This window comes from Rhodobacter sp. P2_H5 (assembly GCF_056403335.1).
Genome location: NZ_JBFUFS010000007.1, coordinates 1 through 23,371, shown reverse-complemented (window position 1 = coordinate 23,371; position 23,371 = coordinate 1). Strand labels below are relative to the sequence as shown.

The window sequence follows — 23,371 nt, the reverse complement described above, 5'->3', positions numbered from 1 at the left end:
GAGTCCGTCATGGCCACCCAGCATTCGCGCCTTGCCGCCCGCTTCATGGTGGCGCCCTCGGTCATCCTGTTGTTCTTGTGGATGATCGTGCCCCTGGTCACGACAGTCTACTTCAGCTTCATCCACTACAATCTGCTCAGCCCGCAGAACACCGGCTGGGCCGGCTTGTCGAACTACTATTACTTCATCACCGATCACGCCTTCCTGCAGGCCTTGTGGAACACGGTGGCGATTGTGGTCGGCGTGCTTCTGATCACCGTGATCGGCGGGGTACTTCTGGCGCTTTTGATGGACATGCCCTTCTGGGGCCAGGGCGTGGTGCGGGTTCTGGTGATAGCACCCTTCTTCGTGATGCCCACCGTGTCGGCGCTGGTCTGGAAGAACATGTTCATGAACCCGGTGAATGGCATGTTCGCCCATATCGCCAAGGGTCTGGGGATGCAGCCCTACGATTTCCTGAGCCAATCGCCGCTTCTGTCGATCATCGTCATCGTGGCCTGGCAATGGCTGCCCTTCTCGACGCTGATCCTCTTGACCTCCTTGCAATCGCTCGACAGCGAGCAGCAGGAAGCGGCGGAGATGGACGGCGCCTCCTGGATGTCGCGCTTCATCTACCTGACGGTGCCGCATCTGACCCGCGCCATCACCGTGGTCATCCTGATCCAGACCATCTTCCTGCTGTCGGTCTTTGCCGAGATCTTCGTCACCACCAATGGTGGCCCCGGCACCGCGTCTACGACGATCACCTACCTGGTCTATGTGCAATCGCTGTTGAACTACGACGTCGGCGGGGGGTCAGCAGGCGGTATCGTCGCGGTGATCCTGGCCAATATCGTCGCCTTCTTCGTGATGCGCATGATCGGCAAGAACCTGGACGCATGAGGGGCAACAATCATGGCACGCAAAGTCACAAACACCCGCAAAGCCGTCACCACCGTCGCCGCCTGGGGCATTGGTCTTCTGATCTTCTTTCCGATCCTCTGGACCATCCTGATGAGCTTTCACAGCGAGGGCGACGCGATCAAGAACCCGCTCGACATGCTGCTGTCGCCGTGGAATTTTGACAGCTACGCCGAGGTGCAGACCCGCTCGAACTACTCGCTGCACTTCATGAACTCGGTGGTGATCTCGGTCGGTTCCACCATTCTGGCCCTGATCATCGCGATCCCGGCGGCCTGGGCCATGGCCTTTGTCCCCGGACGCAGGACCAAGGACCTGCTGATGTGGATGCTGTCCACCAAGATGATGCCGGCGGTGGGCGTGCTGATCCCGATGTACCTCGGCTTCAAGAACATGGGGCTTCTGGATACCCGCACCGGGCTGGTCGCCGTCATGACCCTGATCAACCTGCCGATCGTGGTTTGGATGCTTTACACCTACTTCAAGGAAATCCCCGGGGAAATTCTTGAGGCGGCGCGGATGGATGGCGCCACCCTGCGGTCCGAGATCCTTTATATCCTGACGCCGATGGCCGTGCCGGGCATCGCCTCGACCATGCTCTTGAACGTCATCCTCGCCTGGAACGAGGCCTTCTGGACCCTGCAGCTGACCACGCATAACGCAGCACCTTTGACGCAATTCATCGCCAGCTATTCCTCTCCGGAGGGGTTGTTCTACGCAAAACTCTCGGCGGCCTCGACCATGGCCATTGCGCCGATCCTGATCCTGGGCTGGTTCAGCCAAAAGCAACTCGTCCGTGGCCTGACCTTTGGCGCGGTGAAGTGAGGACAAAATGGGTAAAATCACTCTCAACGCCGTGCGGAAGAGCTTCGGGGATGTCGATGTCATCCCCTCGATCGACCTGAACATCGAAGACGGCGAGTTTGTCGTCTTCGTCGGCCCCTCGGGCTGTGGCAAGTCCACGCTCCTGCGGCTGATCGCCGGGCTGGAGGATGTCACCTCGGGCCAGATCGCGATTGATGGCAAGAACGCCACCGATCTGCCCCCGGCGCAGCGCCGCCTGGCCATGGTGTTCCAGTCCTATGCGCTTTATCCGCATATGAGTGTCCGCAAGAACATCGCCTTCCCCCTGAAGATGGCGGGCATGACGCCGGAGCAGCAGGAGGCCAAGGTGCAATCCGCGGCCAAGGTGCTGAACCTGACCAACTACCTTGACCGGCGTCCGGGGCAATTGTCGGGCGGCCAGCGCCAGCGCGTCGCGATTGGCCGAGCGATTGTTCGGGAACCCGCTGCCTTCCTGTTTGACGAACCGCTGTCGAACCTTGACGCCGCTTTGCGCGTCAACATGCGGCAGGAGATCACCGAACTGCACCAGCAGCTCAAGACCACGATGATCTATGTGACCCACGACCAGGTCGAGGCGATGACCATGGCCGACAAGATCGTCGTGCTGAATGCGGGCCGGATCGAACAAGTGGGCTCGCCCCTGACGCTGTATGAAAACCCGGCCAATACTTTCGTGGCAGGCTTCATAGGCTCGCCCAAGATGAACCTGATCACCGGGGCCGAGGCGCAAAAGCTCGGCGCCACCACCATCGGCGTGCGGCCTGAACATCTTGATATCGTGGATGTCGGTGGTTGGGCGGGGGTTGTCGGCCTGTCGGAACACCTCGGCTCGGACACGTTCCTCAAGGTGCAGACCGAGGCGGTCGGCACGATCAACGTGCGCGCCGGCGGCGAGGTCAAACTGCGCCACGGCGACCGGATCAACCTGATGCCGCAATCCGGCAAGGTGCACCGCTTTGGCCCGGACGGAAAGGCCCTGGCATGAGCACCCAAGGCAGCAGGCTTGCGGGAAAAACCGCGCTGATCACCGGCTCGGCCCGTGGCATCGGGCTTGAATTCGCCCGGGCCTATATCGCCGAGGGGGCCAAGGTCGCCCTCGCCGATATCAATGCCGATGCGGTGGCCAAGGCGGCGGCAAGTCTCGGCCCGCAGGCCGTGTCGGTGCAGATGGATGTCACGCAAGCCGCCAGCATCGAGGCGGGTTTTGCCGAGGCGATCTCGAAGCTGGGCAAGCTGGATATTCTCGTCAACAACGCGGCCCTCTTCTCGGCGGCACCGATTGTCGAAATCACCCGCGCCGATTACGAACGTTTGTTCAGCGTCAACGTCGCGGGCACGCTGTTTTGCCTGCAGGCGGCGGCGCGCCACATGGTGGCGCGCGGCGAAGGCGGCAAGATCATCAACATGGCCTCCCAAGCGGGCCGTCGCGGCGAGGGTCTGGTGGGGGTCTATTGCGCCTCCAAGGCCGCCGTCATCAGCCTGACGCAAAGCGCCGGGCTCGACCTGATCAAACACCGGATCAACGTCAATGCCATAGCCCCCGGCGTGGTGGATGGCGAGCATTGGGACGGAGTGGATGCTTTCTTTGCCCGCTACGAGAACAAGCTGCCCGGCCAGAAAAAGCGCGAAGTGGGTGATGCGGTCCCCTTTGGCCGCATGGGCACCGCACAAGACCTGACCGGCATGGCGATATTCCTCGCCACGCCGGAAGCCGATTACATCGTCGCCCAATGCTTCGGCGTGGACGGCGGCAACTGGATGGCCTGATCATGCAAGCAAAGCTTCCCGCCTATGACCGCAAGAGCCTGAAAGCCGGGATCGTCCATATCGGCCTCGGCAATTTTCACCGCGCCCATATGGCGGTCTATCTGGACGATCTTTTCGCGCTGGGGGAAAGCCACGACTGGGCGATCATCGGCGCCGGGGTCCGGGCGCCCGACGCGCGGATGCGCGATGCGATGCTGGTGCAGGATTGCCTGTCGACCGTGATCGAGCTTGACCCTTCGGGCCGTTCGGCGCGGCGGATCGGTTCGATGATCGACTTCCTGCCGGTCGAGCCCGACAATGCCAGCCTCATCGCCGCAATGACCCGGCCCGAGATCCGCATCGTCTCGCTGACCGTGACCGAGGGCGGCTATTTCATTGATTCGGCGGGCCATTTCGACCCGACCGCTCCCGAGATCGCCGCCGACGGCGCCAATCCTTCCAAACCTGCAACCGCCTTCGGCGCCATCGTGGCCGCCCTGAAGGCGCGGCGGGCGGCGGGGGTGCAGCCCTTCACCGTGATGTCCTGCGACAACCTGCCGGGCAATGGCCATGTGGCGCATTCCGCCGTCGTGGGCACCGCGCGCCTGTCGGACCCCGACCTTGCCGACTGGATCGCGGCGCATGTGGCCTTTCCGAACGGCATGGTCGATCGCATCACCCCCGCCACCGGCCCGCGCGAACGCGCCATGGCGGCAGAGTTCGGCCTGGCCGACGACCCGGTGCCGGTGACCTGCGAGCCCTTCCGGCAATGGGTACTGGAGGACAATTTCCCCGCCGGCCGCCCTGCCCTCGAAAAGGTTGGCGTCACCTTCACCGATCAGGTTCATGCCTTTGAGGTGATGAAGATCCGCATCCTGAACGGCGGCCACGCGATCATCGCTTATCCGGGCGGCCTCAAGGGCATCCATTTCGTCCATGAGGCGATGCAGGATGCGCTGATCCCGAAATTCCTCGACGCGATCGAAAGCCGCGAGATCCTGCCGATCGTCCCCCCGGTGCCGGGCCAGGACCTTGCGACCTACAAGGCCTTGATCATCCAGCGTTTCTCCAACCCCGAGGTGGCCGATACCGAGCGGCGGCTCTGTCTGGACGGGTCGAACCGCCAGCCAAAGTTCATCGTGCCTTCGATCCGCGAGGCGCTGGCCGCCGGTGGCAAGGCCGAGGGGCTGACGCTTCTGTCGGCCATGTGGTGCCGCTATTGCTTTGGCACCACCGAGGCGGGCGAGGTCATCGAGCCCAACGATCCGAACTGGGACCTGCTGCAGGCCAATGCCAGGGCCGCGCGCAGCAATCCGGCGGCCTGGATTGGGATGGAGCCGGTCTATGGCGACCTGGCGCAGAACGCGGGCTTTGTCGCGCGCTTTGGTGAGGCGTTGGATTACGTCTGGGCCAATGGCGTCGATGCGGCGATGCAGCGCTATATTGCTGCCGCCTGAGCTGGTTGAGAGCGCCGGGGGTTTCACACCCCCCGCTACGAAGTTTCTTCGCTACTTCGTAGCAAACTTCTGCGCACCCCGTGGGATATTTATGGACCAATGAAGGGGTCAGGGCAGGTTGATCTTGCCGCCACCGACCGCTGCGGGCACGCCGGTCGTGCTGGCGCAGGAGGTCGGCAGGCCGGCTTTGACCCGTGCTGCGAGATAGGCGAAGGCCTGCGCCTCGAGCATGTCGCCGTTGAGGCCCTGGGTTTCCACCGGGCTGACGTTGGGCAGGCGCTGCGCAAGCTCCCGCATCAGCGCGGCGTTGTGGCGACCGCCCCCGGCGACGAGAAGTTGAGTGATGGCCTTGGGAAAATGCTCGGCGCCCTTGGCGACGGCGGCGGCGGCGCAGGCGGTCAGAGTGGCCAGAGCGTCGGCATCGCCGAGTTGTGCCACGGATGCCATCAGGTCGGGGAAAGCGTTGCGGTCCAGCGACTTGGGCGGCATCCGGTAGAAATAGTTATGGGCGAGGAAGGCCGCGACTGCGGCCTCGTCCACCGTGCCGGAAAGGGCGAGCGCACCGCCCGCGTCCAGCGTCTGGCCCTTGCGGGCGAGCATCAGGTCATTCAGGGGCGCATTGGCCGGGCCGGTGTCGAAGGCCAGAAGCGCGCCTGCGGATTCCGGCTTCGCGATGCGCGGATCGACCCAGGTGAGATTGCCGACGCCGCCGAGGTTCAGGAACGCCAGCGGCGCGTCGGCCCCGATCATCCGCGCCAGCGCGTGGTGAAAGAAGGGCACCAGCGGCGCGCCCTGCCCGCCCAGTTCGACATCCGAGGAGCGGAAATCCCAAACGACCGGCAGGCCCAGCACCTCGGCCAGGACCGCGCCATTGCCGGCCTGATGGGTGCCGCACCCGCCCGGGTCATGCGCCAGGGTCTGGCCGTGAAAGCCGACCAGGGTCACGTTGGAAAAGCGCGAGATCAGCTCGATATGGGCGGCCTCGACCACTTCGGCGGCGGCGTCCACGCCCTCCTCGCCGGGCCAGCGCCCGAAGGCGGCGCGGATCGTCGCCTGTTCGGTGGCGCTATAGGGGCGGTAGGCATGCGGGCCGAATTCGACGACCTTGACCCCATCGGTCAGCACCATCGCAGCATCCACCCCGTCAAGCGAGGTGCCCGACATGGTGCCCAAGACCCAAACCGGTGCCTCCAGACCCTTTCCCTTCATCCCCGCCCCCGATATAGCACTGCTACCTTTACGCCCAGCTTAGTAGATGAGGCTCTCATGACCTACCATCCGAAATCCGACTTCATGCGTGTGATGATCGAGCGTGGCTTTTTGGCCGATTGCACCGATTATCAGGCGCTCGACGAGGCGTTTCTCAAAGGGGTCGTGCCGGGCTATATCGGCTTTGACGCCACGGCGAAAAGCCTGCATGTCGGATCGCTGATCCAGATCATGATGCTGCGCTGGCTGCAGAAATGCGGCGGCAAGCCGATCGTGCTGATGGGCGGCGGGACGACGAAGATCGGCGATCCCTCGTTCCGGGCCGACGAGCGCCCGCTGCTGACCGATGCCCAGATCGACGACAACATCGCCGGGATCAAGCGCGCCTTCTCGCCCTATGTGACCTTTGGCGCGGGGGCGAACGATGCCGTCATGGTCAACAATGCCGAATGGCTGGACGGGTTGAACTACATCGGCTTCCTGCGCGACATCGGCAAGTATTTCTCGGTCAACCGGATGCTGAGTTTCGAAAGCGTGAAGTCGCGCTTGGACCGCGAGCAGTCGCTGTCCTTCCTCGAATTCAACTACATGATCCTGCAGGCTTATGACTTCCTGGAGTTGAACCGCCGCTATGGCTGTCTCTTGCAGATGGGCGGCTCGGACCAGTGGGGCAATATCGTAAACGGCGTCGATCTGACCCGGCGGGTGGTGGAGCATGAGGTCTATGGCCTGACCTCGCCATTGCTCACCACCTCGGATGGCAAGAAGATGGGCAAGAGCCAGAATGGCGCGGTCTGGCTGAATGCCGACCTCCTCAGCCCCTACGAGTTCTGGCAGTTCTGGCGCAACACGACCGATGCCGACGTGGGCAAGTTCCTGAAGCTGTACACCGACCTGCCGCTGGAGGACTGCGCCCGGCTTGGCGCCCTGCAGGGGTCCGAGATCAACGTGGCCAAGATCGCGCTGGCCAATGCGGTGACGACGCTTCTGCACGGGGCGGATGCGGCGGCGGCGGCGGAAGCCACGGCGCGCGAGGTCTTCGAGAAGGGCGGCGTCGGCGACGACCTGCCGACCCTGACCCTGACCCCCGCGGAACTGGCCGAGGGCATCACCATGGCGCAATTGTTCGTCCGCACCGGTCTGGCCTCGACCGGCAAGGATGCCAAGCGGTTGATCACCGAAGGCGGCGCGCGGATGAATGACGAGATCGTGCTAGATGCAGGCTACCGGGTGGGCGCGGGCGAACTGGCCGAGCCGATGAAGCTGACCGCCGGCAAGAAACGCCATGCGCTGGTGATCCTGGGTTAGGCCCCGGGCACCCCTCCCGGGATTTCATCCAGATCCAAATATCCATCTTCCGGGGCCAGCCCCGGGCACGTGGGTCCGAAAGCTGAGACCAAAGACAAAGGCCCGCCGGAACACGGCGGGCCTTTCGCTCATTCGGGGGCGTCCACGGGGCCGGGGCCCCGCAGGTCCGCCTCGCCTATTCCTGGACCGTGACTTTCGTCATCACGTCGGGGTCCTTGACCTCGCCATTGGCGCCTTCGCCGCGCTTGATCTGGTCCACCACATCCATGCCTTCGATCACCTTGCCCACCACGGTATATTGCCCGTTGAGGAAATCGCCCGGGGCGAACATGATGAAGAACTGGCTGTTGGCCGAGTTCGGGTCCTGCGCCCGCGCCATGCCGACGATGCCCCGCTCGAACGGCACCGAGGAGAATTCGGCCGGAAGATCCGCCATTTCGGAGCCGCCCATGCCGGCCATCGAGGTGTCGCCACCCTTCTTGCCGTATTTCACATCGCCGGTCTGCGCCATGAAACCGTCGATCACGCGGTGAAACACCACGTTGTTGTAGGCGCCCGACTTGGCCAGGGCCACGATCTGAGCCACGGCTTTCGGCGCGATGTCGGGGTTCAGGTCGATGACGATCTTGCCATTGGCGGTGCCGGCAACCTCGATCACCAGGTTCGGGCCCGGGCCGTCGCCCTCGGCAAAGACCGGGGTCGAAAGGAGCACAAGGGCTGCCGCCGCGAGAAGCTTACGCAACATCGGCGGCCACCTTGACAGAGATCATGCGGTCGGGATTGGCCGGCGGCTCGCCGCGGGTGATCGCATCGACATGTTCCATCCCCGAGATCACCCGGCCATAGACCGTGTATTGCTTGTTCAGGAAGTGGTTGTCCGAGAAGTTGATGAAGAACTGGCTGTTGGCCGAGTTCGGGTTGGACGAGCGGGCGGCGCCAATCGTACCGCGGTCATGCGGCAGGTTGGAAAACTCGGCCGGAACGTCGGGGTAGGACGAACCACCCGTGCCGGCGCGGCGCAGGTTGAAGTCCTTTTCCATGTTGCCATTCTCGACATCGCCGGTCTGCGCCATGAAACCGTCGATCACGCGGTGGAAGGCCACGTGGTCATAGGCGCCGTCGCGGACCAGTTGCTTCATGCGCTCGACATGCTTCGGGGCCACGTCGGGCAGCAGTTGAACCACCACATCGCCGCCTTTGAGCGTGATGATGATCGTGTTCTCGGGGTCCTTGATCTCGGGCATCGGTCCGTCCTTTGTTGCGCCGTTCCTTTCGGAAGCGGGCTGGGCTTGCATTTGGCCGCGAAACTATCCGAAAGCAGGGGTCAAGGGAAAGGCCCGACAGTTGACCTTTGCCGCCTTTGCGCGGAAACAGGAACAAATCAGACAGGAGGCAAGGATGGCCTGGAAGACGATCGACGATGTGGCGCTGGCGGGCAAGGTTGTGCTGACGCGAGTTGACATCAACGTGCCGATGGAAGGTGACGAGGTCACCGACACGACCCGCATCGACAAGATCCGCACCACGGTGGAGGATATCATAGCGCTGGGCGGTCAGGTCGTGCTTCTGGCCCACTTCGACCGGCCCAAGGGCAAGGTCGTCCCCGAGATGAGCCTTGGCCGGATCCGCGCCGCGGTGGAGGCCTCGCTGGGCCGCAAGGTGATCTTTGCCGCCGATTGCGTTGGCCCGGTGGCCGAAGCGGCGATCAAATCGGCCGCCCAGGGTGATGTGGTCCTTCTGGAAAACACCCGCTTTCACCCCGGCGAAGAGAAGAATGACCCGGCCCTTGCGGCGCAAATGGCGGAATTGGGCGATATTTTCGTCAACGACGCCTTCTCGGCCGCGCACCGCGCCCATGCCTCGACCGAAGCCTTGGCCCGACTTCTGCCCGCAGCGGCGGGCCGTCTGATGGAAGCGGAGCTGAAGGCGCTGGAAGCGGCCCTCGGGACGCCGCAGCGCCCGGTGGTGGCGGTGGTCGGCGGGGCCAAGGTCTCGACCAAGCTGGAGCTTCTGGGCAACCTCGTGACCAAGGTCGATCATCTGGTGATCGGCGGCGGCATGGCGAACACCTTTCTCGTCGCGCAGGGCATCGAGGTCGGCAAATCCTTGGCCGAACGCGACATGGCGCCGACGGCGCTGGAGATCGTCGCCAAGGCCAAGGCCGCGGGCTGCACCATCCACCTGCCGGTCGATGTGGTCGTGGCGGGCGAATTCAAGGCGGGGGCCGCCAACAAGGTCGTGGCCGCCAAGGATTGCCCGGCCGATCAGATGATTCTGGATGCTGGCCCGAAAACCGTGGCCGAACTGACCAAGGTCTTCGCCACCTGCAAGACGCTGATCTGGAACGGCCCGCTCGGCGCCTTCGAGATCACGCCCTTCGATGCGGCCACCACGGCGGCAGCACGGGCCGCGGCGGAGCTGACCCGGGCCGGCAAGCTGATCTCGGTCGCAGGCGGCGGGGATACGGTCTCGGCCCTGAACCATGCCGGGGTGGCGCAGGACTTCACCTTCATCTCGACAGCCGGCGGCGCCTTCCTTGAATGGATGGAGGGCAAGGAATTGCCCGGCGTCGCGGCGCTGATGGGCTAAGAGCCTCCGGCGGGGATATTTTGCCAGAATGAAAGGGGGTGCGGGGGGGAACCTTTGCACCCCTCTGGCTTTGCGGGAGGGGATCATGCGGATCAGGGCGGCGGTGGCGGCGGATCAGGCGGAACTTTTGGCCATGGTGCAGGCGCTGACCCGGCATCACGCCGATGAGCCCTTGCTGACGGCGGAGAGCCTGGCGCGGGATGTCTTCGGGCCGGAGCCCTGGTTTCGCGTCCGGGTGGCGGAGGGGGAGGCGGGGCTTCTGGGCTATGCGGCGACCTTGCCCCTCGCCCGGCTGGGCTACGGCGCGCGCGGGATGGATCTGCACCATCTTTTCGTGACCGAGGCGGCGCGGGGTCAGGGGGTGGGCCGCGCCCTGGTGGCCGCATGCGAGGCCCTCGCGCGGGACCTCGGCTGCAGCTACCTGATCATCGGCACCCATCCGGGCAATCTGGCAGCGCATCGCTATTATCAGGGCTTGGGCTATGCGCAGATGCCGACGACCGCGCTGCGGTTCACCAAAGTTCTGGACTGAAACGGGATCAGAAACGTCCTGACAGCGCCATCCAGAGCAAGCCGCCGCGCCGGGCGAATTCCGACAGGGCGAGCTTGCCCTCGCCCACACGGGTCGGGTTGTCCTCAGCCTGGCGCAGGAGCGGCCCGGCCTGCCATCCGGCGAGGGCCGCAGGGGCGGCGGCACCGAAAGTGCTGCGCTGGTTGCGGGCGATGGTCAGGTGGTTCAGCCCCTCCGCCGCAAGGATGCGGATCGCCTTGGGGTCCGGGTCGACCAGCGGCCGCAGGTTGCGCGCGGTCAGCGCCGGCACCGCGCGCAGATAGTTCGCAAGGCCCGAGGCCCAGCCCAGGGCGCGAAAGGCGGTCTCGGCCTCGGGCCTGGCCCCCAGCACCAGACCGGCAGCCCAGAACAGGCTGGCCGAGGTCTCCTCGATAAAGGCGTCAAAGGCGGTGGCGGAGGCAAAGGGTTCGCGGCTGATGTCATGACGGCGCGCCTCGATCACCCGGTCGAGCAGGGCGGCGAGGCCCGGGGTCTGGCTGGTCAGCGCATGAAGCGGTCCCGCCACCTCATGCGCGCGCGGCGTCGGGGCCGCCAGCATGTCGCGCCAGAACTGCAGACGCATCTCCGCGATCAGCGGTTGCTGGGTGACCCAGGGGGCGCGCGCGACCTCCAGATTGAAGGCATAGAGCGGCCAAAGCCGGGCCCGCGCCGCCGGAGGCGCCGCCATGACGGCGGCAAAGCGGTCCGGGTCGCCGCGCTGGACCAGGGCGGCACAGGCATCCAGGCTCATGCCGCCTGCCCCGCACCGACATCGCGGATCAACTTCCAGGTCACCGCATCGAGCAGCGCCTCGAAGCTTGCGTCCACTATGTTGGCCGAGACGCCGACCGTTGACCAGCGCTGGCCCGAGGAATCCTCCGAATCGATGATGACACGGGTCACGGCCTCGGTGCCGCCTTGGGTGATGCGGACCTTGAAATCGACCAGATGCAGATCGTCGATCACCGCCTGATAGGGGCCGAGGTCCTTGGCCAGCGCCTTGGACAAGGCATTGACCGGGCCATGGTCATGCCCCGTCTCATCGGCACTGTCGCTGACCGACATCATCATCTGATCGCCGATCTTGACCACCACCACCGCCTCGGACAGCGTGGTCGTCCGACCGGAGGAGGATTTGCGCCGCTCCACCGTCACCCGGTAGCGCAGCACCTCAAAGAAGCTCGGGCAGAGGCCCAAGGCGCGCCGCGCGAGCAGCTCGAACGAGGCCTGGGCGCCATCATAGGCATAACCCTGATCCTCACGCTCCTTGACCGCATCCAGGATCTGCGACAGCCGCGGATCCCCCGCCGCGATCGAGATGCCGATGGCGGCCAGCCTGGCGCGCAGGTTCGACTGGCCGGCCTGATTGCTCATCGGGATGACCCGGGCGTTGCCCACGACCGCAGGGTCGACATGCTCGTAGGTCGAAGGGTTCTTCAGGATGGCCGAGGCATGCAGCCCCGCCTTGTGCGCAAAGGCCGAGGCCCCGACATAGGGCGCCTGGCGCAAAGGCACCCGGTTCAAGATATCGTCGAGCATCCGGCTGTCGCGCAGCAAACCCTTCAGCGCCTCTGGCGTGACGCCAGTGTCGAACCGGCTGGCATAGGGCTCCTTCAGAAGCAGCGTCGGGATCAGCGTGGTCAGATTGGCATTGCCGCAGCGCTCGCCCAATCCGTTCAGCGTGCCCTGGATTTGGCGCACCCCGGCCTCGACCGCGGCGAGAGAGTTCGCCACCGCATGGCCGGTGTCGTCATGGCAATGGATGCCGAGGCGGTCGCCCGGGATGCCCGCCGCGATCACCTCCCGCACGATGCGGAACACTTCCGACGGCAGGGTGCCGCCGTTGGTGTCGCACAGAACCAGCCAGCGCGCCCCGGCCTCCCAGGCCGCCCGCAGACAGTCGAGCGCATAGCCGGGATTGGCCTTGTAGCCGTCAAAGAAGTGCTCGGCATCAAACAGCGCCTCGCGCCCCTGCCCCACGACATGGGCAAAGCTCTCGGCGATGGCCTGGCGGTTCTCCTCCAGCGTCACGCCCAAAGCGGTGGTGACATGAAACTCATGCGTCTTGCCAACCAGACAGACTGCCGGCGTCTGCGCATTCAGGACCAGCGCCAGCACATCGTCATTGTCAGCCGAACGCCCGACCCTTTTGGTCATCCCGAAGGCCGTCATCGTGGCCCGCGTGCGCGGCGGGCTGGCGAAGAACTCGCTGTCGGTCGGGTTGGCCCCCGGCCAGCCGCCCTCGATAAAATCTACCCCCAAAGCATCCAGCGCCACCGCGATCTGCCGCTTCTCATTGGTCGAAAACTGCACACCTTGCGTCTGCTGGCCATCGCGCAGGGTGGTGTCAAACAGGTAAAGCCGCTCTTTCATGCCTTCACCCATTCACGCTGGTCCAAATATCCCCCGGGGGTGAGGCCGCAGGCCGAGGGGGGCAGGCAGCCCCCCTGATTTTTCGCAGAAAAATCGCTCACTTCAGCCCCTCCAATTTCACCGCGTCAAAGCCGGCACCGGGCAGCAATTCCACCCCCGCCTTCGACATCCGCACTTCCACCCCCGCCGCCGTCAGCGCCGCCTTCAGCGCATCGACTTGGGAAAAATCCTTGCGCGCCATGGCCTCAGCCCGCAGATCCGCGAGCTTGCCGGCAAGGGCCGAAAGATCCACCGCCCCCGCCCAAGCCCCCATCTCCTCGGTCAGAAGCCCCAGCATCCGCCCCGAGGCGAGAAGCCCCGCGAAATCCCCGCGCCCCGCCGCCGCATGCAGCTCCGCCAAAGCTCCCGCCGTGTTCAGATCATCCACCAGCGCAGAAATCACCCCCGGCAGCGGGCTTGGCGCGGGCTCGATGCCCGCGACAAGCCCTCTCCACTTGCGCAGGGTCGCCTCGGCCTGCGCGGCCTTCTCCGCCGTCCAGTCCATCGGCTTGCCGTAATGCGTGCCCAGAAACACCATCCGGATCACCTCGCCCGGTACACCCTTGTCCAGCAAATCGCGCACGGTGAAGAAATTGCCGAGCGACTTCGACATCTTCCGCCCCTCGACCTGCAGCATCTCGTTATGCATCCAGACCCTGGCAAACCCCGCCTCGGGATGGGCGCAACGGCTTTGCGCGATCTCGTTTTCGTGGTGCGGAAACTGCAGGTCGAGCCCGCCGCCATGAATGTCGAACGAGGCACCAAGCAATTCATGGCTCATCGCCGAGCATTCGATATGCCAGCCGGGCCTCCCGCGGCCCCAGGGCGATGTCCACCCGGGAAGATCGGCATCCGAGGGCTTCCACAGGACGAAATCCATCGGATCTTCCTTGAAGGGCGCCACTTCGACCCGGGCGCCTGCGATCATGTCATCGACCGAGCGGCCCGACAGAGCGCCATAGTCCTTGTAGGAGCGCACCCGGAACAGCACATGGCCCGCCTTCTCATAGGCATGGCCCGAGGCCACCAGCCCCTCGATCATCGCGATCATCTGACCGATGAAATCGGTGGCGCGCGGCTCCAGCGTCGGGCGCAAAGCACCCAGGGCGTCCATGTCGGCGTGATACCAGGCGATGGTCTCATCGGTGCGCTCGTGGATCAGCGCCTCCAGATCGCGCGGGTCGCCTGCGGCCTTGCGGGCCTGGGCGGTTGCGTTGATCTTGTCATCGACATCGGTGAAGTTGCGCACATAGGTCACATGATCCGCGCCGTAGACATGGCGCAAAAGCCGGAACAGCACGTCGAACACCACGACGGGGCGCGCATTGCCGATATGGGCGCGGTCATAGACTGTCGGTCCGCAGACATAGATCCGCACATTCAGGGGATCAATCGGCGCGAAATCCTCTTTCGCGCGCGTCGCCGTGTTATGCAGCCGGATCGTCGTCATGGTCCCTCCAATCGCCCCAAATTGCCCACCAAATCCCCCCGCGGGCGGAACCGGCTTCGTTCAGAGTGACGAAAGGACGGAGCCGCCTGACGAAAGTCAGTCGGTAATGCAGCACAGGTTGATGATGCTTTTGCCCGTCATGCGCCGCCTTCTAGCGAAAGAAGGCGGCCAAACCAAGGGGAAACTTGCGGGCGGCGCAGCGCCCGCCACAGGATCAGTCGCCGAGCCGCGAGAAGGTGCCCCTGTCGTCCGGCCCGATGCCAAGCCAGGCCGCGATGGTGGCCGCCACATGCTGGGTGATCATCGACTTCTGCGTCACCCCCCGCGCCCGTGCGTCCTTCATCTGCTGGCCCGACCAGGCCGGCAGGTCGGCCTGGATATGCACCGGCCCCGACAGGATCTGGTGGCTGCGCGCATCGACAACCTGGATGTCGAACTGGATGTTGTGCACGCCCGCATCCGACAGCTGGGTCTCGGCCTCGAAGGACAGGGCGTGGAAACGGCTGACGGTGGCTTGCAGGACCACCGGGAACGGACCGCGCAAGCCGCTCGCGCCGGCCGCGATCGCCTTTTGCATGATCACCGCCACCTGCGCATGACGGTCGCCCTTGGGATCATCCTCGCGCCAGACGATGTCGGCGTGCGGGATCCAGGCGGCCTCTTCCGACACGGTCAGGCTCTGCGGCACGCTGACCTGAACCGAGGCGACCCGCCAGCCGCGCGTCACCTCCGGCGACAGCTGGGCCGGGAACGAGGTTTCATAGACATTGCCACAGGCCGCCAAAGGCAGGGCACAGGCCGACAAAAGGAACAGACGGCGGGAAAGGGGCATGGTTCACTCCACAAAGTATTTCTGGCCCCATCTCACACGGACTGCGCCCGCCGTCCCACAAAATTGCGGCACGGCATAGAATATCCGCTGCGATTTCCGACCACTGTTTCCGCCGCGCCACCTTTGGGCGCCCAAGGCGATCCGCGAGGCGCGGGACGCCAGCGACCGGGCCGCCAAAGGCCGCCCCCCCCCTTGCGCAGCGCCCCCTTGCACAGATCCCGGCACTCTGCCTTTCATCGCGGGCAAAAGGGGGATGTGCCATGAACCATGACGATCTGCGCGACTGGTCGAAACGGGCCGCCGACTGGGCCCATGCCTATCATGCCGGCCTGCGTGACCGCCCGGTGCGCGCGCCGCTGATCCCCGGCGCCATCGCGCGCCAGCTCCCCCCCGCCCCGCCCGAGGCGGCCGAGCCGATGGAAGCGATCTTCGCCGATTTCGAGCGGATCGTGCCGCCCGGCCTGACCCATTGGCAACACCCGCGCTTCTTCGCCTATTTCCCGGCCAATGCCGCCCCCGCCTCGATGCTGGCCGAACAGCTGGCCAATGCGATTGCAGCACAAGGCATGCTCTGGCAAACCTCCCCCGCCGTGACCGAGGTCGAACAGGTCATGGTGGACTGGCTGCGTCAGGCGCTCGGCCTGCCCGAAGGCTTCACCGGCACGATCCATGACAGCGCCACCACCGCCACCCTCTCGGCCGTCCTCACGATGCGCGAACAGGCGCTGGAGTGGCGGGGCCTGACCGAGGGCCTCTCCGGCCAGCCCCGCCTGCGCCTTTATGCCAGCGCCGAGACGCATTCCTCGGTCGACAAGGCGGTGCGCGTCGCGGGGATCGGCCAGGCCAATCTGGTCAAGGTGCCGACCGATGCCCATCTGTCGATGGACCCCGCCGCGCTGCAAGCCGCGATCCAGGCCGACCTCGCCGCGGGCCATTTGCCCGCCGGCGTGGTGCTTTGCGCCGGCGGCACCTCGGTCGGCGCCTTCGACCGCATCGGCGCCTGCATCGCCGTTGCCAAATCTTACGACCTGCCCGTCCATGTCGATGCCGCCTGGGCCGGTTCCGCGATGATCTGCCCCGAGTTCCGCCCGCTTTGGGAGGGCATCGAGGGCGCCGATTCCATCGTCTTCAACCCGCACAAATGGCTCGGCGCGCAGTTCGACTGCGCCGTGCAGTTCCTGCGCGACCCCGGCCCGCAGATCCGCACCCTCGGCCTGCGCCCGAGCTTCCTGCAAACCGCCGGGCGCGAAGAGGTGGTGAACTTCAACGAATGGACCGTCCCCCTCGGTCGCCGTTTCCGCGCCCTGAAGCTTTGGTTCACCCTGCGCGCCTATGGCCTCGACGGCCTGCGCGCCCGGATCCGCAACCATGTCCTCTGGTCGCGCAACCTTGCCACTTCCCTCGCAAGCCTGCCGGGGGTGACGGTGGTGACCGGCCCCAACCTCTCGCTCTTCACCTTCGCATTGCACGACGACGCCGCCACCGAAGCGCTCTTCACCAAGATCAACGACGACGGCCGCATCTACCTCACGCAAACCCGCCACCAGGGCCGCTTCCTGATCCGCGTCCAGGTCGGCCAGTTCGACTGCACCGAGGCCGATGTCGCGATGGTCGCCACGGTGGTGAAGGATCTCCTCTGATGGAGGGCCATCCGCTGCAGAACCGCGTCCTGCCCGATCAGAGCATCGTCGCCCTGCCGGTGCGCGGCACGCTGACCGGCAATCGCGGCATCCTGCACGATGCTGCAGGCAGACTGCGCCGCCGCTGGACCTCGAAAGCCTGGATCTGCTGCAGCCTCTCATGGAAGGAGGTGCGGCGCGTGCCGATGTCGCCCGGCACCTGGACCGAGTTGTTCTTTCTGGACGAGGCCACGGCACTCGCCGCGGGCCACCGCCCCTGCGCCTTCTGTCGCCGCACGGCCTTCACGGCCTTTCGCGCCGCCTGGACCAGCGCCGGCCTGCCCGGCACCACGGCGCCCGCGCTGGACGCCCATCTCCACGCGAGCCGCCTGACCGCTGACCGCCAGCAACAGCGCCACACCGCCCGGGCCGAGAGCCTGCCCGACGGCACCTTCATCCTGCAGGCCATGCCCCAGCTGATCCTCGGCGCACTTGCCTTTCCCTTCACGCCCGCAGGCTACCTCTCCCCCATCCCCCGTCCGACAGGCCCGGTGCAAGTGATGACCCCCGCCCCCAGCGTCGCCGCCCTCAGCGCCGGCTACCGCCCCCTCCTCCACCCCTCCGCCCGCTGACCATTCTGTGCCGCGCGGGGGGTCTGGGGGGACGCGCAGTCCCCCCAGCCGGGTCCGCCGAGCGCCCCCCGGCCGCCMCCCCCGCCACCTTATGCCGCAGCCTGACCCCTTCCTGACGCATTCAGCCCTTGCCCCGGCGCCGATCCGGCCTAAAAAGCCTGAACGCTTCAGGAGACTGCCATGAAAGATGCCGCCCCGACCGACGCCTTGGTGATCTTCACCCCCTCGGGCAAGCGCGGGCGCTTTGCCTTGGGCACCCCGATCCTGACCGCGGCACGGCAGTTGGGCGTCGATCTCGACTCGGTCTGCGGCGGGCGTGGCATCTGTTCCAAATGCCAGATCCAGCCCGGCTATGGTGAATTTCCCAAATTCGGCGTCACCGTCGCCGAGGATGCCCTCAGCGAATGGAACGAGGTCGAGGCGCGCTACAAGCGGATCCGCGGCATGATCGACGGGCGGCGTCTGGGCTGCCAGGCCAAGGTGATGGGCGATGTCATCGTCGATGTGCCGCCGGAAAGCCAGGTCCACAAGCAGGTGATCCGCAAGAGCGCCTCTGACCGCGTGATGGTGATGGACCCGGCGACGCGGCTTTACTTCATCGCCGTCGATGAACCCGACATGCACGAACCGACCGGCGATTTCGAACGCGTCCAGCGCGCCCTGAAGGACCAATGGCAGATCGAGGGGGTTCAGGCCGACCTCGGCCTCTTGCGCCGGTTGCAACCCGCACTGCGCAAGGGCGAATGGAAGATCACCGTGGCGCTCAACAAGGGCAACCATGACGACGCCTATCACATGCTGGATATCTGGCCCGGCTTCCATGAGGGCCCGCTGCTCGGCCTCGCCATCGACCTCGGCTCCACCACCATCGCCGCCCATCTCTGCGATCTGACCGATGGCAAGGTCCTGGCCTCGGCCGGCGTCATGAACCCCCAGATCCGCTTCGGCGAGGATCTGATGAGCCGCGTCTCCTATGCGATGATGAACCCCGGCGGCGATGTCGAGATGACCGCCGCCGTCCGCGCCGCGATCAACACGCTGGCCAAGGAGATCGCCACCGAAGCCAAGGTCGAGACCGATGCGATCTACGAACTGGTCTTCGTCTGCAACCCGGTGATGCACCACCTCCTGCTCGGCATCGACCCGGTGGAGCTCGGTCAGGCGCCCTTTGCGCTGGCCACCTCGGGCTCGCTCAGTTTCGATGCCAAGGAACTGGATCTTTCGGCGGTCAACCGCACCGCAAGGGTCTATGTCCTGCCCTGTATCGCAGGTCATGTCGGCGCCGATGCCGCCGCCGTGGCTTTGGCCGAGGAACCCAACAAGTCCAAGGACATGGTGCTGATCGTCGATGTCGGCACCAATGCCGAACTTCTGCTTGGCAATGAGACGCGGGTTCTGGCCTGTTCCTCGCCCACCGGCCCGGCTTTCGAGGGCGCGCAGATCTCCTCCGGCCAGCGCGCCGCCCCCGGCGCCATCGAGCGGGTCGAGATCGACCCGGTGACCAAGGAGCCGCGCTTCCGCGTGATCGGCTCCGACCTCTGGTCCGACGATCCGGGCTTTGCCGAGGCGATTTCCGGCATCGGGATCAGCGGCATCTGCGGCTCCGGCATCATCGAGGTGGTGGCCGAAATGCGGATGGCGGGACTTGTCGATGCCAGCGGCTTGATCGGCGGGCCGGACCAGACCGGCACGCCACGCTCGGTGCCCGAGGGGCGCACGCATTCCTACATCCTCCACGATGGCACGGCCGAGGGCGGGCCGCGCATCATGGTGACGCAGGGCGATATCCGCGCGATCCAGCTTGCCAAGGCGGCACTTTACGCCGGGGCCAAGCTTCTGATGGACACAATGGGGATCGAGACGGTCGAGCGCGTGGTGCTGGCCGGGGCCTTCGGCGCCCATATCTCGCCCAAACACGCGATGACGCTGGGGATGATTCCGGATGTGGCGCTCGATCATGTGATCTCGGCCGGCAATGCGGCGGGAACGGGCGCGCGGATCGCGCTCTGCAACCGGGCCGCGCGCGATACGATCGAAGCCGTGGTCCACGAGATCCACAAGGTCGAAACCGCCATCGAACCGCGCTTTCAGGAGCATTTCGTCAATGCCTCGGCCATCCCGAACGCGGTCGACCTGTTCCCGCATCTCGCCCCCCTGCCCGAGGTCAGCTTCAACACCAATGGCCAGGGCACCGAAGGCGGACGCAGGCGGCGGCGCTGAGTTCCTTGCCCTTTGAAATTCCTGCGCTAACTGCGAGCTATCCTCTTTCCTAACCGCAGGGATTGCCCGATAGTGCCCGCATGAGTGACGATCCGATCTCAGATCTGCTGCAAAGCGTGGCCGCACAGGACCGCGCGGCCTTTCGCCAGCTATATTCCGCGGCCGGGTCGAAACTTATGGGCGTTCTGATCCGTATGTTGGGCACAAGGTCCGAAGCGGAGGATGCGTTGCAAGAGGTTTTCACCAGGGTATGGCTCAGGGCCGGGCGCTACGATGCGTCCAAGGGCCGTGGCATGACCTGGCTGATTGCCCTGTCGCGCAACCACGCGATTGACCGGCTGCGCGCGCGGCCTGACCATGTCTCCGACGATCTGGCGATGGAAGCCGCCGCCGACCCCGCCCCCCGCGCCGAAACGCAACTGGTCGCCAGGGGCGAGGCGCGGCGGATTACAGATTGCTTTGACACGCTGGAGCCCGACCGCGCCCTGGCGCTGCGCGGCGCCTATCTCGACGGGCAGTCCTATATCGACCTTGCGACCCGTTTTGACGTGCCTTTGAACACGATGCGGACCTGGCTGCGGCGCAGCCTGCAAAAGCTGCGGGAGTGCATGGACACATGACGCCCTTCCCGCCCACCCCCGAAGAAGACGACGACTTCCTGGCCAGCGAATATGTGCTGGGCACGCTGGATCTGGCCGAACGCAGCGCCGCCGAGGCCCGCCTGCGCGAGCCCGATTTCGCCGCCCGCGTCGCTGGGTGGGAGGAACGCCTCTCCGGCCTCAACGACGATTTCGCCCCGGCCCCGCTGCCCGACCTTTTGCCGAAGATCGAGGCCCGGCTCTTCCCGCAACCGCCGCGCCGCAGCTGGTGGGCCGGGCTGCGGCTGTGGGGCGGCGTGGCGCTCGCCTCGGTGGCGCTGGTCGCCTATCTCGCCATGACCCCGCCAAGGCCCGACCTGACCGCGATGATCACCGCCGATCAGGGCAACCTGCAATTCGCGGCCACCCTGACCGAGGGTCGCCTGACCATCACCCGCGTCGCGGGTTCGGTGCCCGATGCAACCCATAGCCACGAGCTCTGGATCATCGCGGGCAACGACCCGCCGGTGTCGCTGGGCGTGATCCCCGCCGCGGGAGAGGTGATCTCGCTTCCGGGGGCCACGGCAGGCGCGGTTCTGGCCGTGACGCTGGAGCCGCCGGGCGGCTCGCCCACCGGCAAGCCCACCGGCCCGATCGTCGCCAAGGGCGCGCTGATCAAGGCCTGAATATCCTGATGCGGACCGAAGCGGGGGGGGCAATTTCAGCCCCCCTTTTTTCCTCCGCCAACCCCTTGTTTTAGAATGGTAATTTTTTCCCGCCAAAAGTTTTTCAGAAAATCGCGAAAATTCTGCAGGCCGCTGAAACTTCCGCCCTCCAGCTTCCGTTCCTTCAGCAGAGAGACGGGAATGGACCTGTCTCCAAGACGCTTGAGGGAGACCACCATGACCCATTTCGCCAAGAAGATCGCTCTGTCGCTCGCCGTGTCCTGCGCCGCGCTGACGGCTGGCATGGCGCTGGCCGCAAACCCGATGGTCGGCGGCGCGCCGATGCTGGAAACCAAGAACATCGTCGAGAACGCGGTGAACTCCAAGGACCACACCACCCTGGTCGCCGCCGTGAAGGCCGCGGGCCTGGTCGAGACGCTGGAAGGCAAAGGCCCCTTCACCGTCTTCGCACCGACCAACGAAGCCTTCGCCAAACTGCCCGCCGGCACCGTGGAAACCCTGCTGAAGCCGGAAAACCACGACACGCTGGTCAAGATCCTGACCTGCCACGTCGTTGCGGCTGACGCGATGGCGGCCACCGTCGAATCGATGATCAAGGCGGACGGCGGCAAGCACATGATCAAGACCGTCGGCGGCTGCATGCTGGAGGCCACCTCGAAGGGCGGCAAGATCATGCTGAAGGACGAACAGGGCGATGTCGCCACCGTCACCATCGCCGACGTGAAGCAATCGAACGGCGTGATCCACGTCGTCGACACCGTTCTCCTGCCCAAAATGTAAGGAGCGGGAGCGTAACGAGTTGTCTTTGTTTGTCACGAGTGGCCTTTTTCAACAGTAACCACGCTTTGTGATGTGCGAGTGACGCGAGCGGTGCCTGGCCAGTATAAGGTGCCATGCCCCGCTTGCGAGCACCGGCGGCGCCTATCCGCCGCCGGTGCAACCCTTTGCCGGGCCGGTGCCAGCCCCCAACACAGGCCTGCCAAAGCAGGGTCCCCGGGCGAGTCCGGGGGCCCTTTTTTCTGCGCCTCCGCCTGGCCGCAACCTGCAGGGGCCTTGCGCAAAACACCCGATCCCGACTTGACGCGCCGCTTTGCCTCGATTACCTCTGCGGCCCATGCGGGTGTAGCTCAATGGCAGAGCAGCAGCTTCCCAAGCTGAATACGAGGGTTCGATTCCCTTCACCCGCTCCAGCCGCCACCTTATCAAGACAGTGATATTGCAGCGAAATTTCGCGCTGTGGCGAGTATTCTGAACATCACCGCACCGCGAACAACATGCCAGCTTTGGCCGCTTTGGGACAACGCAAGCCGAAGCATCGACCGGATTCGCTCTGCCGCATGATTTCGTTTGCCCCCTTAGGCGACCTATCCTGCGGCGACCGCCCAAGCGCCGCCACACCGAGCGTGATCCACCCGTCGCGGACCTCGCCTTGAAGCTTCCTCATCGCCTCCCCCGCGTCGTTTCAAACAAAGGTCGCGTCGTCGAGGTGCGCACAGCCGGGCGTGCCTTGGCGATCATTGGCCACCCGGACATGAGCCCTTGCGAACCTGATGAGGGCTGAGGCTGCGCGGCGCATGAGGCGTTGAATCCTAAAGACCGGCCAAGGCGACGGGGAGACAACCCTGCTCGCCCGGGGACCGCACTTGGATGCCATCCCGCTCTTTGCCGCGCTGCCCAGTTTGGTCTGGTTCCGAACACGAGAAACGTGGTACTTGTTGCCGGATCGATGCTGCGGACACTCTGTGTTCCAGGCCGATTCTGCCGAGTGATGACTCGCTTCGCGAGTTTTCGGCCGACGAGGGCCATAGATGCCAACCAAATCAAAAAGCTATGTCGAAGCGCCGAGCACACTCGCGGTTGTGCTCCTCTCGAACGAGCCGCTGCTGTTCCTTTCGTCGGATCTGCAGATCATCGCAGCCAGCCTCTCGTTCTGCAAAACCTTTGACATTGATCCTGCGACGATCGTTGGCAAAAGCATCAGCACGCTTGGACATGGCGAATGGGCGATGCCGCGGTTGGCCTCGTTGCTGAAGGCAACCGCTGCCGGCAGCGCAAAGATCGACGCCTATGAGATCGACCTGAAGCGACCCGATCAGAAGACGCGACACCTGGTGGTCAACGCTCAGCTTCTTGATGACGGCGTGAAGGATCACATCCGGCTGTTGCTGGCCGTCACGGACGTGACCGACGCGCGGGAGGCCGCCCGGCTCAGGGATGATTTGCTGAACGAGAAAGAGGTCTTGATCCAGGAAGTGCAACACCGCGTTGCCAACAGCCTGCAGATCATCGCCAGCGTGCTGATGCAAGCCTGCAGATCATCGCCAGCGTGCTGATGCA

23 protein-coding genes and 1 tRNA gene are annotated in these 23,371 nt (G+C 65.2%); 16 read left to right on the top strand and 8 right to left on the bottom strand.

The genetic code is table 11. From position 1 onward, the window contains the following. Nucleotides 1–9: 9 nt before the first annotated feature. Genes AC1DVR_RS11385 through AC1DVR_RS11365 form a run of 5 tightly spaced genes read left to right on the top strand, consistent with a single transcriptional unit; the run spans nucleotide 10 to nucleotide 4,949 of the window. On the top strand, nucleotides 10–882 hold the full coding sequence (locus AC1DVR_RS11385; RefSeq protein ID WP_478000691.1) for a carbohydrate ABC transporter permease: 873 nt from the start codon (nucleotides 10–12) through the stop codon (nucleotides 880–882). A gap of 12 nt (nucleotides 883–894) precedes the next feature. Next, nucleotides 895–1,725, top strand: a complete 831-nt coding sequence (locus AC1DVR_RS11380) for a carbohydrate ABC transporter permease (RefSeq protein WP_478000690.1) — start codon at nucleotides 895–897, stop codon at nucleotides 1,723–1,725. Between the two features lie 7 nt (nucleotides 1,726–1,732). Beyond that, on the top strand, nucleotides 1,733–2,731 hold the full coding sequence (locus AC1DVR_RS11375) for an ABC transporter ATP-binding protein (protein ID WP_478000689.1): 999 nt from the start codon (nucleotides 1,733–1,735) through the stop codon (nucleotides 2,729–2,731). Beyond that, entirely contained in the window at nucleotides 2,728–3,513 is a 786-nt protein-coding gene (locus AC1DVR_RS11370; RefSeq protein WP_478000688.1) for an L-iditol 2-dehydrogenase, read from the top strand. The genes AC1DVR_RS11375 and AC1DVR_RS11370 overlap by 4 nt, the downstream gene beginning before the upstream one ends. Then, nucleotides 3,510–4,949 carry a mannitol dehydrogenase family protein gene (locus tag AC1DVR_RS11365; protein WP_478000889.1) on the top strand — a complete coding sequence of 480 codons (1,440 nt, stop codon included), beginning with the start codon at nucleotides 3,510–3,512 and terminating at the stop codon, nucleotides 4,947–4,949. Before AC1DVR_RS11370 ends, AC1DVR_RS11365 begins: the two co-directional genes overlap by 4 nt. Before the next feature lie 108 nt (nucleotides 4,950–5,057). Here AC1DVR_RS11365 and AC1DVR_RS11360 read toward each other — a convergent pair whose 3' ends face one another. Beyond that, nucleotides 5,058–6,158: an anhydro-N-acetylmuramic acid kinase gene (locus tag AC1DVR_RS11360; protein WP_478000687.1), complete on the bottom strand. Its 1,101-nt coding sequence runs from the start codon at nucleotides 6,156–6,158 to the stop codon at nucleotides 5,058–5,060. Nucleotides 6,159–6,215: 57 nt separating this feature from the next. On the opposite strand from AC1DVR_RS11360, the gene tyrS reads away from it, so the two are divergent. Continuing rightward, the gene (gene tyrS, locus AC1DVR_RS11355; RefSeq protein WP_478000686.1) at nucleotides 6,216–7,466 is read left to right on the top strand and encodes a tyrosine--tRNA ligase; all 1,251 of its coding nucleotides are present in this window, start codon (nucleotides 6,216–6,218) and stop codon (nucleotides 7,464–7,466) included. 175 nt (nucleotides 7,467–7,641) lie between these two features. On the opposite strand, the gene AC1DVR_RS11350 is transcribed toward tyrS, so the two are convergent. Then, nucleotides 7,642–8,211 carry a peptidylprolyl isomerase gene (locus AC1DVR_RS11350; RefSeq protein WP_478000685.1) on the bottom strand — a complete coding sequence of 190 codons (570 nt, stop codon included), beginning with the start codon at nucleotides 8,209–8,211 and terminating at the stop codon, nucleotides 7,642–7,644. Continuing rightward, the gene (locus AC1DVR_RS11345) at nucleotides 8,201–8,710 is read right to left on the bottom strand and encodes a peptidylprolyl isomerase (protein ID WP_478000684.1); all 510 of its coding nucleotides are present in this window, start codon (nucleotides 8,708–8,710) and stop codon (nucleotides 8,201–8,203) included. The genes AC1DVR_RS11350 and AC1DVR_RS11345 overlap by 11 nt, the downstream gene beginning before the upstream one ends. Before the next feature lie 154 nt (nucleotides 8,711–8,864). On the opposite strand from AC1DVR_RS11345, the gene AC1DVR_RS11340 reads away from it, so the two are divergent. Together AC1DVR_RS11340 and AC1DVR_RS11335 are read left to right on the top strand one after the other, a co-directional pair. After that, nucleotides 8,865–10,055 (top strand): phosphoglycerate kinase, encoded by a 1,191-nt coding sequence (locus AC1DVR_RS11340; protein ID WP_478000683.1) that lies wholly within the window; start codon nucleotides 8,865–8,867, stop codon nucleotides 10,053–10,055. A gap of 85 nt (nucleotides 10,056–10,140) precedes the next feature. After that, nucleotides 10,141–10,587: an N-acetyltransferase family protein gene (locus AC1DVR_RS11335; protein WP_478000682.1), complete on the top strand. Its 447-nt coding sequence runs from the start codon at nucleotides 10,141–10,143 to the stop codon at nucleotides 10,585–10,587. Nucleotides 10,588–10,594: 7 nt separating this feature from the next. Here AC1DVR_RS11335 and AC1DVR_RS11330 read toward each other — a convergent pair whose 3' ends face one another. The 4 genes from AC1DVR_RS11330 to AC1DVR_RS11315 all read right to left on the bottom strand — a co-directional run bounded on the left by AC1DVR_RS11330 (nucleotide 10,595) and on the right by AC1DVR_RS11315 (nucleotide 15,299). Continuing rightward, nucleotides 10,595–11,356 carry a squalene/phytoene synthase family protein gene (locus AC1DVR_RS11330; protein WP_478000681.1) on the bottom strand — a complete coding sequence of 254 codons (762 nt, stop codon included), beginning with the start codon at nucleotides 11,354–11,356 and terminating at the stop codon, nucleotides 10,595–10,597. After that, entirely contained in the window at nucleotides 11,353–12,990 is a 1,638-nt protein-coding gene (cimA, locus tag AC1DVR_RS11325; RefSeq protein ID WP_478000680.1) for a citramalate synthase, read from the bottom strand. Before cimA ends, AC1DVR_RS11330 begins: the two co-directional genes overlap by 4 nt. 85 nt (nucleotides 12,991–13,075) lie before the next feature. Beyond that, nucleotides 13,076–14,467, bottom strand: coding sequence for a cysteine--tRNA ligase (gene cysS / locus AC1DVR_RS11320; protein WP_478000679.1), 1,392 nt, complete (start codon nucleotides 14,465–14,467; stop codon nucleotides 13,076–13,078). 214 nt (nucleotides 14,468–14,681) lie between these two features. Continuing rightward, the gene (locus tag AC1DVR_RS11315; protein ID WP_478000678.1) at nucleotides 14,682–15,299 is read right to left on the bottom strand and encodes a DUF6778 family protein; all 618 of its coding nucleotides are present in this window, start codon (nucleotides 15,297–15,299) and stop codon (nucleotides 14,682–14,684) included. Nucleotides 15,300–15,559: 260 nt separating this feature from the next. Between AC1DVR_RS11315 and AC1DVR_RS11310 the strand changes: the two genes are divergently transcribed. The 5 genes from AC1DVR_RS11310 (at nucleotide 15,560) to AC1DVR_RS11290 (ending at nucleotide 21,034) form a co-directional block, all read left to right on the top strand. Beyond that, nucleotides 15,560–16,939, top strand: a complete 1,380-nt coding sequence (locus tag AC1DVR_RS11310; RefSeq protein ID WP_478000677.1) for a pyridoxal phosphate-dependent decarboxylase family protein — start codon at nucleotides 15,560–15,562, stop codon at nucleotides 16,937–16,939. Next, complete coding sequence (locus AC1DVR_RS11305; protein WP_478000676.1) at nucleotides 16,939–17,550, top strand: hypothetical protein; 612 nt, start codon at nucleotides 16,939–16,941, stop codon at nucleotides 17,548–17,550. The genes AC1DVR_RS11310 and AC1DVR_RS11305 overlap by 1 nt, the downstream gene beginning before the upstream one ends. 180 nt (nucleotides 17,551–17,730) lie before the next feature. Continuing rightward, nucleotides 17,731–19,770: an ASKHA domain-containing protein gene (locus AC1DVR_RS11300; RefSeq protein WP_478000675.1), complete on the top strand. Its 2,040-nt coding sequence runs from the start codon at nucleotides 17,731–17,733 to the stop codon at nucleotides 19,768–19,770. Nucleotides 19,771–19,850: 80 nt separating this feature from the next. After that, nucleotides 19,851–20,390 (top strand): sigma-70 family RNA polymerase sigma factor, encoded by a 540-nt coding sequence (locus AC1DVR_RS11295; protein ID WP_478000674.1) that lies wholly within the window; start codon nucleotides 19,851–19,853, stop codon nucleotides 20,388–20,390. After that, nucleotides 20,387–21,034, top strand: a complete 648-nt coding sequence (locus AC1DVR_RS11290) for an anti-sigma factor (protein WP_478000673.1) — start codon at nucleotides 20,387–20,389, stop codon at nucleotides 21,032–21,034. The genes AC1DVR_RS11295 and AC1DVR_RS11290 overlap by 4 nt, the downstream gene beginning before the upstream one ends. A gap of 35 nt (nucleotides 21,035–21,069) precedes the next feature. On the opposite strand, the gene AC1DVR_RS11285 is transcribed toward AC1DVR_RS11290, so the two are convergent. Further along, nucleotides 21,070–21,252 (bottom strand): hypothetical protein, encoded by a 183-nt coding sequence (locus tag AC1DVR_RS11285; protein ID WP_478000672.1) that lies wholly within the window; start codon nucleotides 21,250–21,252, stop codon nucleotides 21,070–21,072. Here AC1DVR_RS11285 and AC1DVR_RS11280 point away from each other — a divergent pair. The 3 genes from AC1DVR_RS11280 to AC1DVR_RS11270 all read left to right on the top strand — a co-directional run bounded on the left by AC1DVR_RS11280 (nucleotide 21,251) and on the right by AC1DVR_RS11270 (nucleotide 23,367). Then, nucleotides 21,251–21,814, top strand: a complete 564-nt coding sequence (locus AC1DVR_RS11280; RefSeq protein WP_478000671.1) for a fasciclin domain-containing protein — start codon at nucleotides 21,251–21,253, stop codon at nucleotides 21,812–21,814. The two genes, AC1DVR_RS11285 and AC1DVR_RS11280, sit on opposite strands and share 2 nt — an antisense overlap. Nucleotides 21,815–22,150: 336 nt before the next feature. Then, nucleotides 22,151–22,224, top strand: a tRNA-Gly gene (locus tag AC1DVR_RS11275). A 618-nt stretch (nucleotides 22,225–22,842) separates the two neighbouring features. Further along, a complete protein-coding gene (locus tag AC1DVR_RS11270) occupies nucleotides 22,843–23,367 on the top strand; it encodes a PAS domain-containing protein (RefSeq protein ID WP_478000670.1) in 525 nt (174 codons plus the stop codon). Nucleotides 23,368–23,371 lie beyond the last annotated feature (4 nt).

Bases quoted from the DNA above. Each gene is read 5' to 3' on its own strand.
- AC1DVR_RS11315 (WP_478000678.1), bottom strand. From the start codon at position 15,299: ATGCCCCTTTCCCGCCGTCTGTTCCTTTTGTCGGCCTGTGCCCTGCCT.
- AC1DVR_RS11305 (WP_478000676.1), top strand. From the start codon at position 16,939: ATGGAGGGCCATCCGCTGCAGAACCGCGTCCTGCCCGATCAGAGCATC.
- AC1DVR_RS11370 (WP_478000688.1), top strand. From the start codon at position 2,728: ATGAGCACCCAAGGCAGCAGGCTTGCGGGAAAAACCGCGCTGATCACC.
- AC1DVR_RS11285 (WP_478000672.1), bottom strand. From the start codon at position 21,252: ATGGTGGTCTCCCTCAAGCGTCTTGGAGACAGGTCCATTCCCGTCTCT.
- tyrS (WP_478000686.1), top strand. From the start codon at position 6,216: ATGACCTACCATCCGAAATCCGACTTCATGCGTGTGATGATCGAGCGT.
- AC1DVR_RS11360 (WP_478000687.1), bottom strand. From the start codon at position 6,158: ATGAAGGGAAAGGGTCTGGAGGCACCGGTTTGGGTCTTGGGCACCATG.
- AC1DVR_RS11295 (WP_478000674.1), top strand. From the start codon at position 19,851: ATGAGTGACGATCCGATCTCAGATCTGCTGCAAAGCGTGGCCGCACAG.
- AC1DVR_RS11290 (WP_478000673.1), top strand. From the start codon at position 20,387: ATGACGCCCTTCCCGCCCACCCCCGAAGAAGACGACGACTTCCTGGCC.
- AC1DVR_RS11380 (WP_478000690.1), top strand. From the start codon at position 895: ATGGCACGCAAAGTCACAAACACCCGCAAAGCCGTCACCACCGTCGCC.
- AC1DVR_RS11350 (WP_478000685.1), bottom strand. From the start codon at position 8,211: ATGTTGCGTAAGCTTCTCGCGGCGGCAGCCCTTGTGCTCCTTTCGACC.
- AC1DVR_RS11270 (WP_478000670.1), top strand. From the start codon at position 22,843: ATGCCAACCAAATCAAAAAGCTATGTCGAAGCGCCGAGCACACTCGCG.
- AC1DVR_RS11330 (WP_478000681.1), bottom strand. From the start codon at position 11,356: ATGAGCCTGGATGCCTGTGCCGCCCTGGTCCAGCGCGGCGACCCGGAC.
- AC1DVR_RS11300 (WP_478000675.1), top strand. From the start codon at position 17,731: ATGAAAGATGCCGCCCCGACCGACGCCTTGGTGATCTTCACCCCCTCG.
- cimA (WP_478000680.1), bottom strand. From the start codon at position 12,990: ATGGGTGAAGGCATGAAAGAGCGGCTTTACCTGTTTGACACCACCCTG.
- AC1DVR_RS11280 (WP_478000671.1), top strand. From the start codon at position 21,251: ATGACCCATTTCGCCAAGAAGATCGCTCTGTCGCTCGCCGTGTCCTGC.
- AC1DVR_RS11340 (WP_478000683.1), top strand. From the start codon at position 8,865: ATGGCCTGGAAGACGATCGACGATGTGGCGCTGGCGGGCAAGGTTGTG.
- cysS (WP_478000679.1), bottom strand. From the start codon at position 14,467: ATGACGACGATCCGGCTGCATAACACGGCGACGCGCGCGAAAGAGGAT.
- AC1DVR_RS11335 (WP_478000682.1), top strand. From the start codon at position 10,141: ATGCGGATCAGGGCGGCGGTGGCGGCGGATCAGGCGGAACTTTTGGCC.
- AC1DVR_RS11385 (WP_478000691.1), top strand. From the start codon at position 10: ATGGCCACCCAGCATTCGCGCCTTGCCGCCCGCTTCATGGTGGCGCCC.
- AC1DVR_RS11310 (WP_478000677.1), top strand. From the start codon at position 15,560: ATGAACCATGACGATCTGCGCGACTGGTCGAAACGGGCCGCCGACTGG.
- AC1DVR_RS11375 (WP_478000689.1), top strand. From the start codon at position 1,733: ATGGGTAAAATCACTCTCAACGCCGTGCGGAAGAGCTTCGGGGATGTC.
- AC1DVR_RS11345 (WP_478000684.1), bottom strand. From the start codon at position 8,710: ATGCCCGAGATCAAGGACCCCGAGAACACGATCATCATCACGCTCAAA.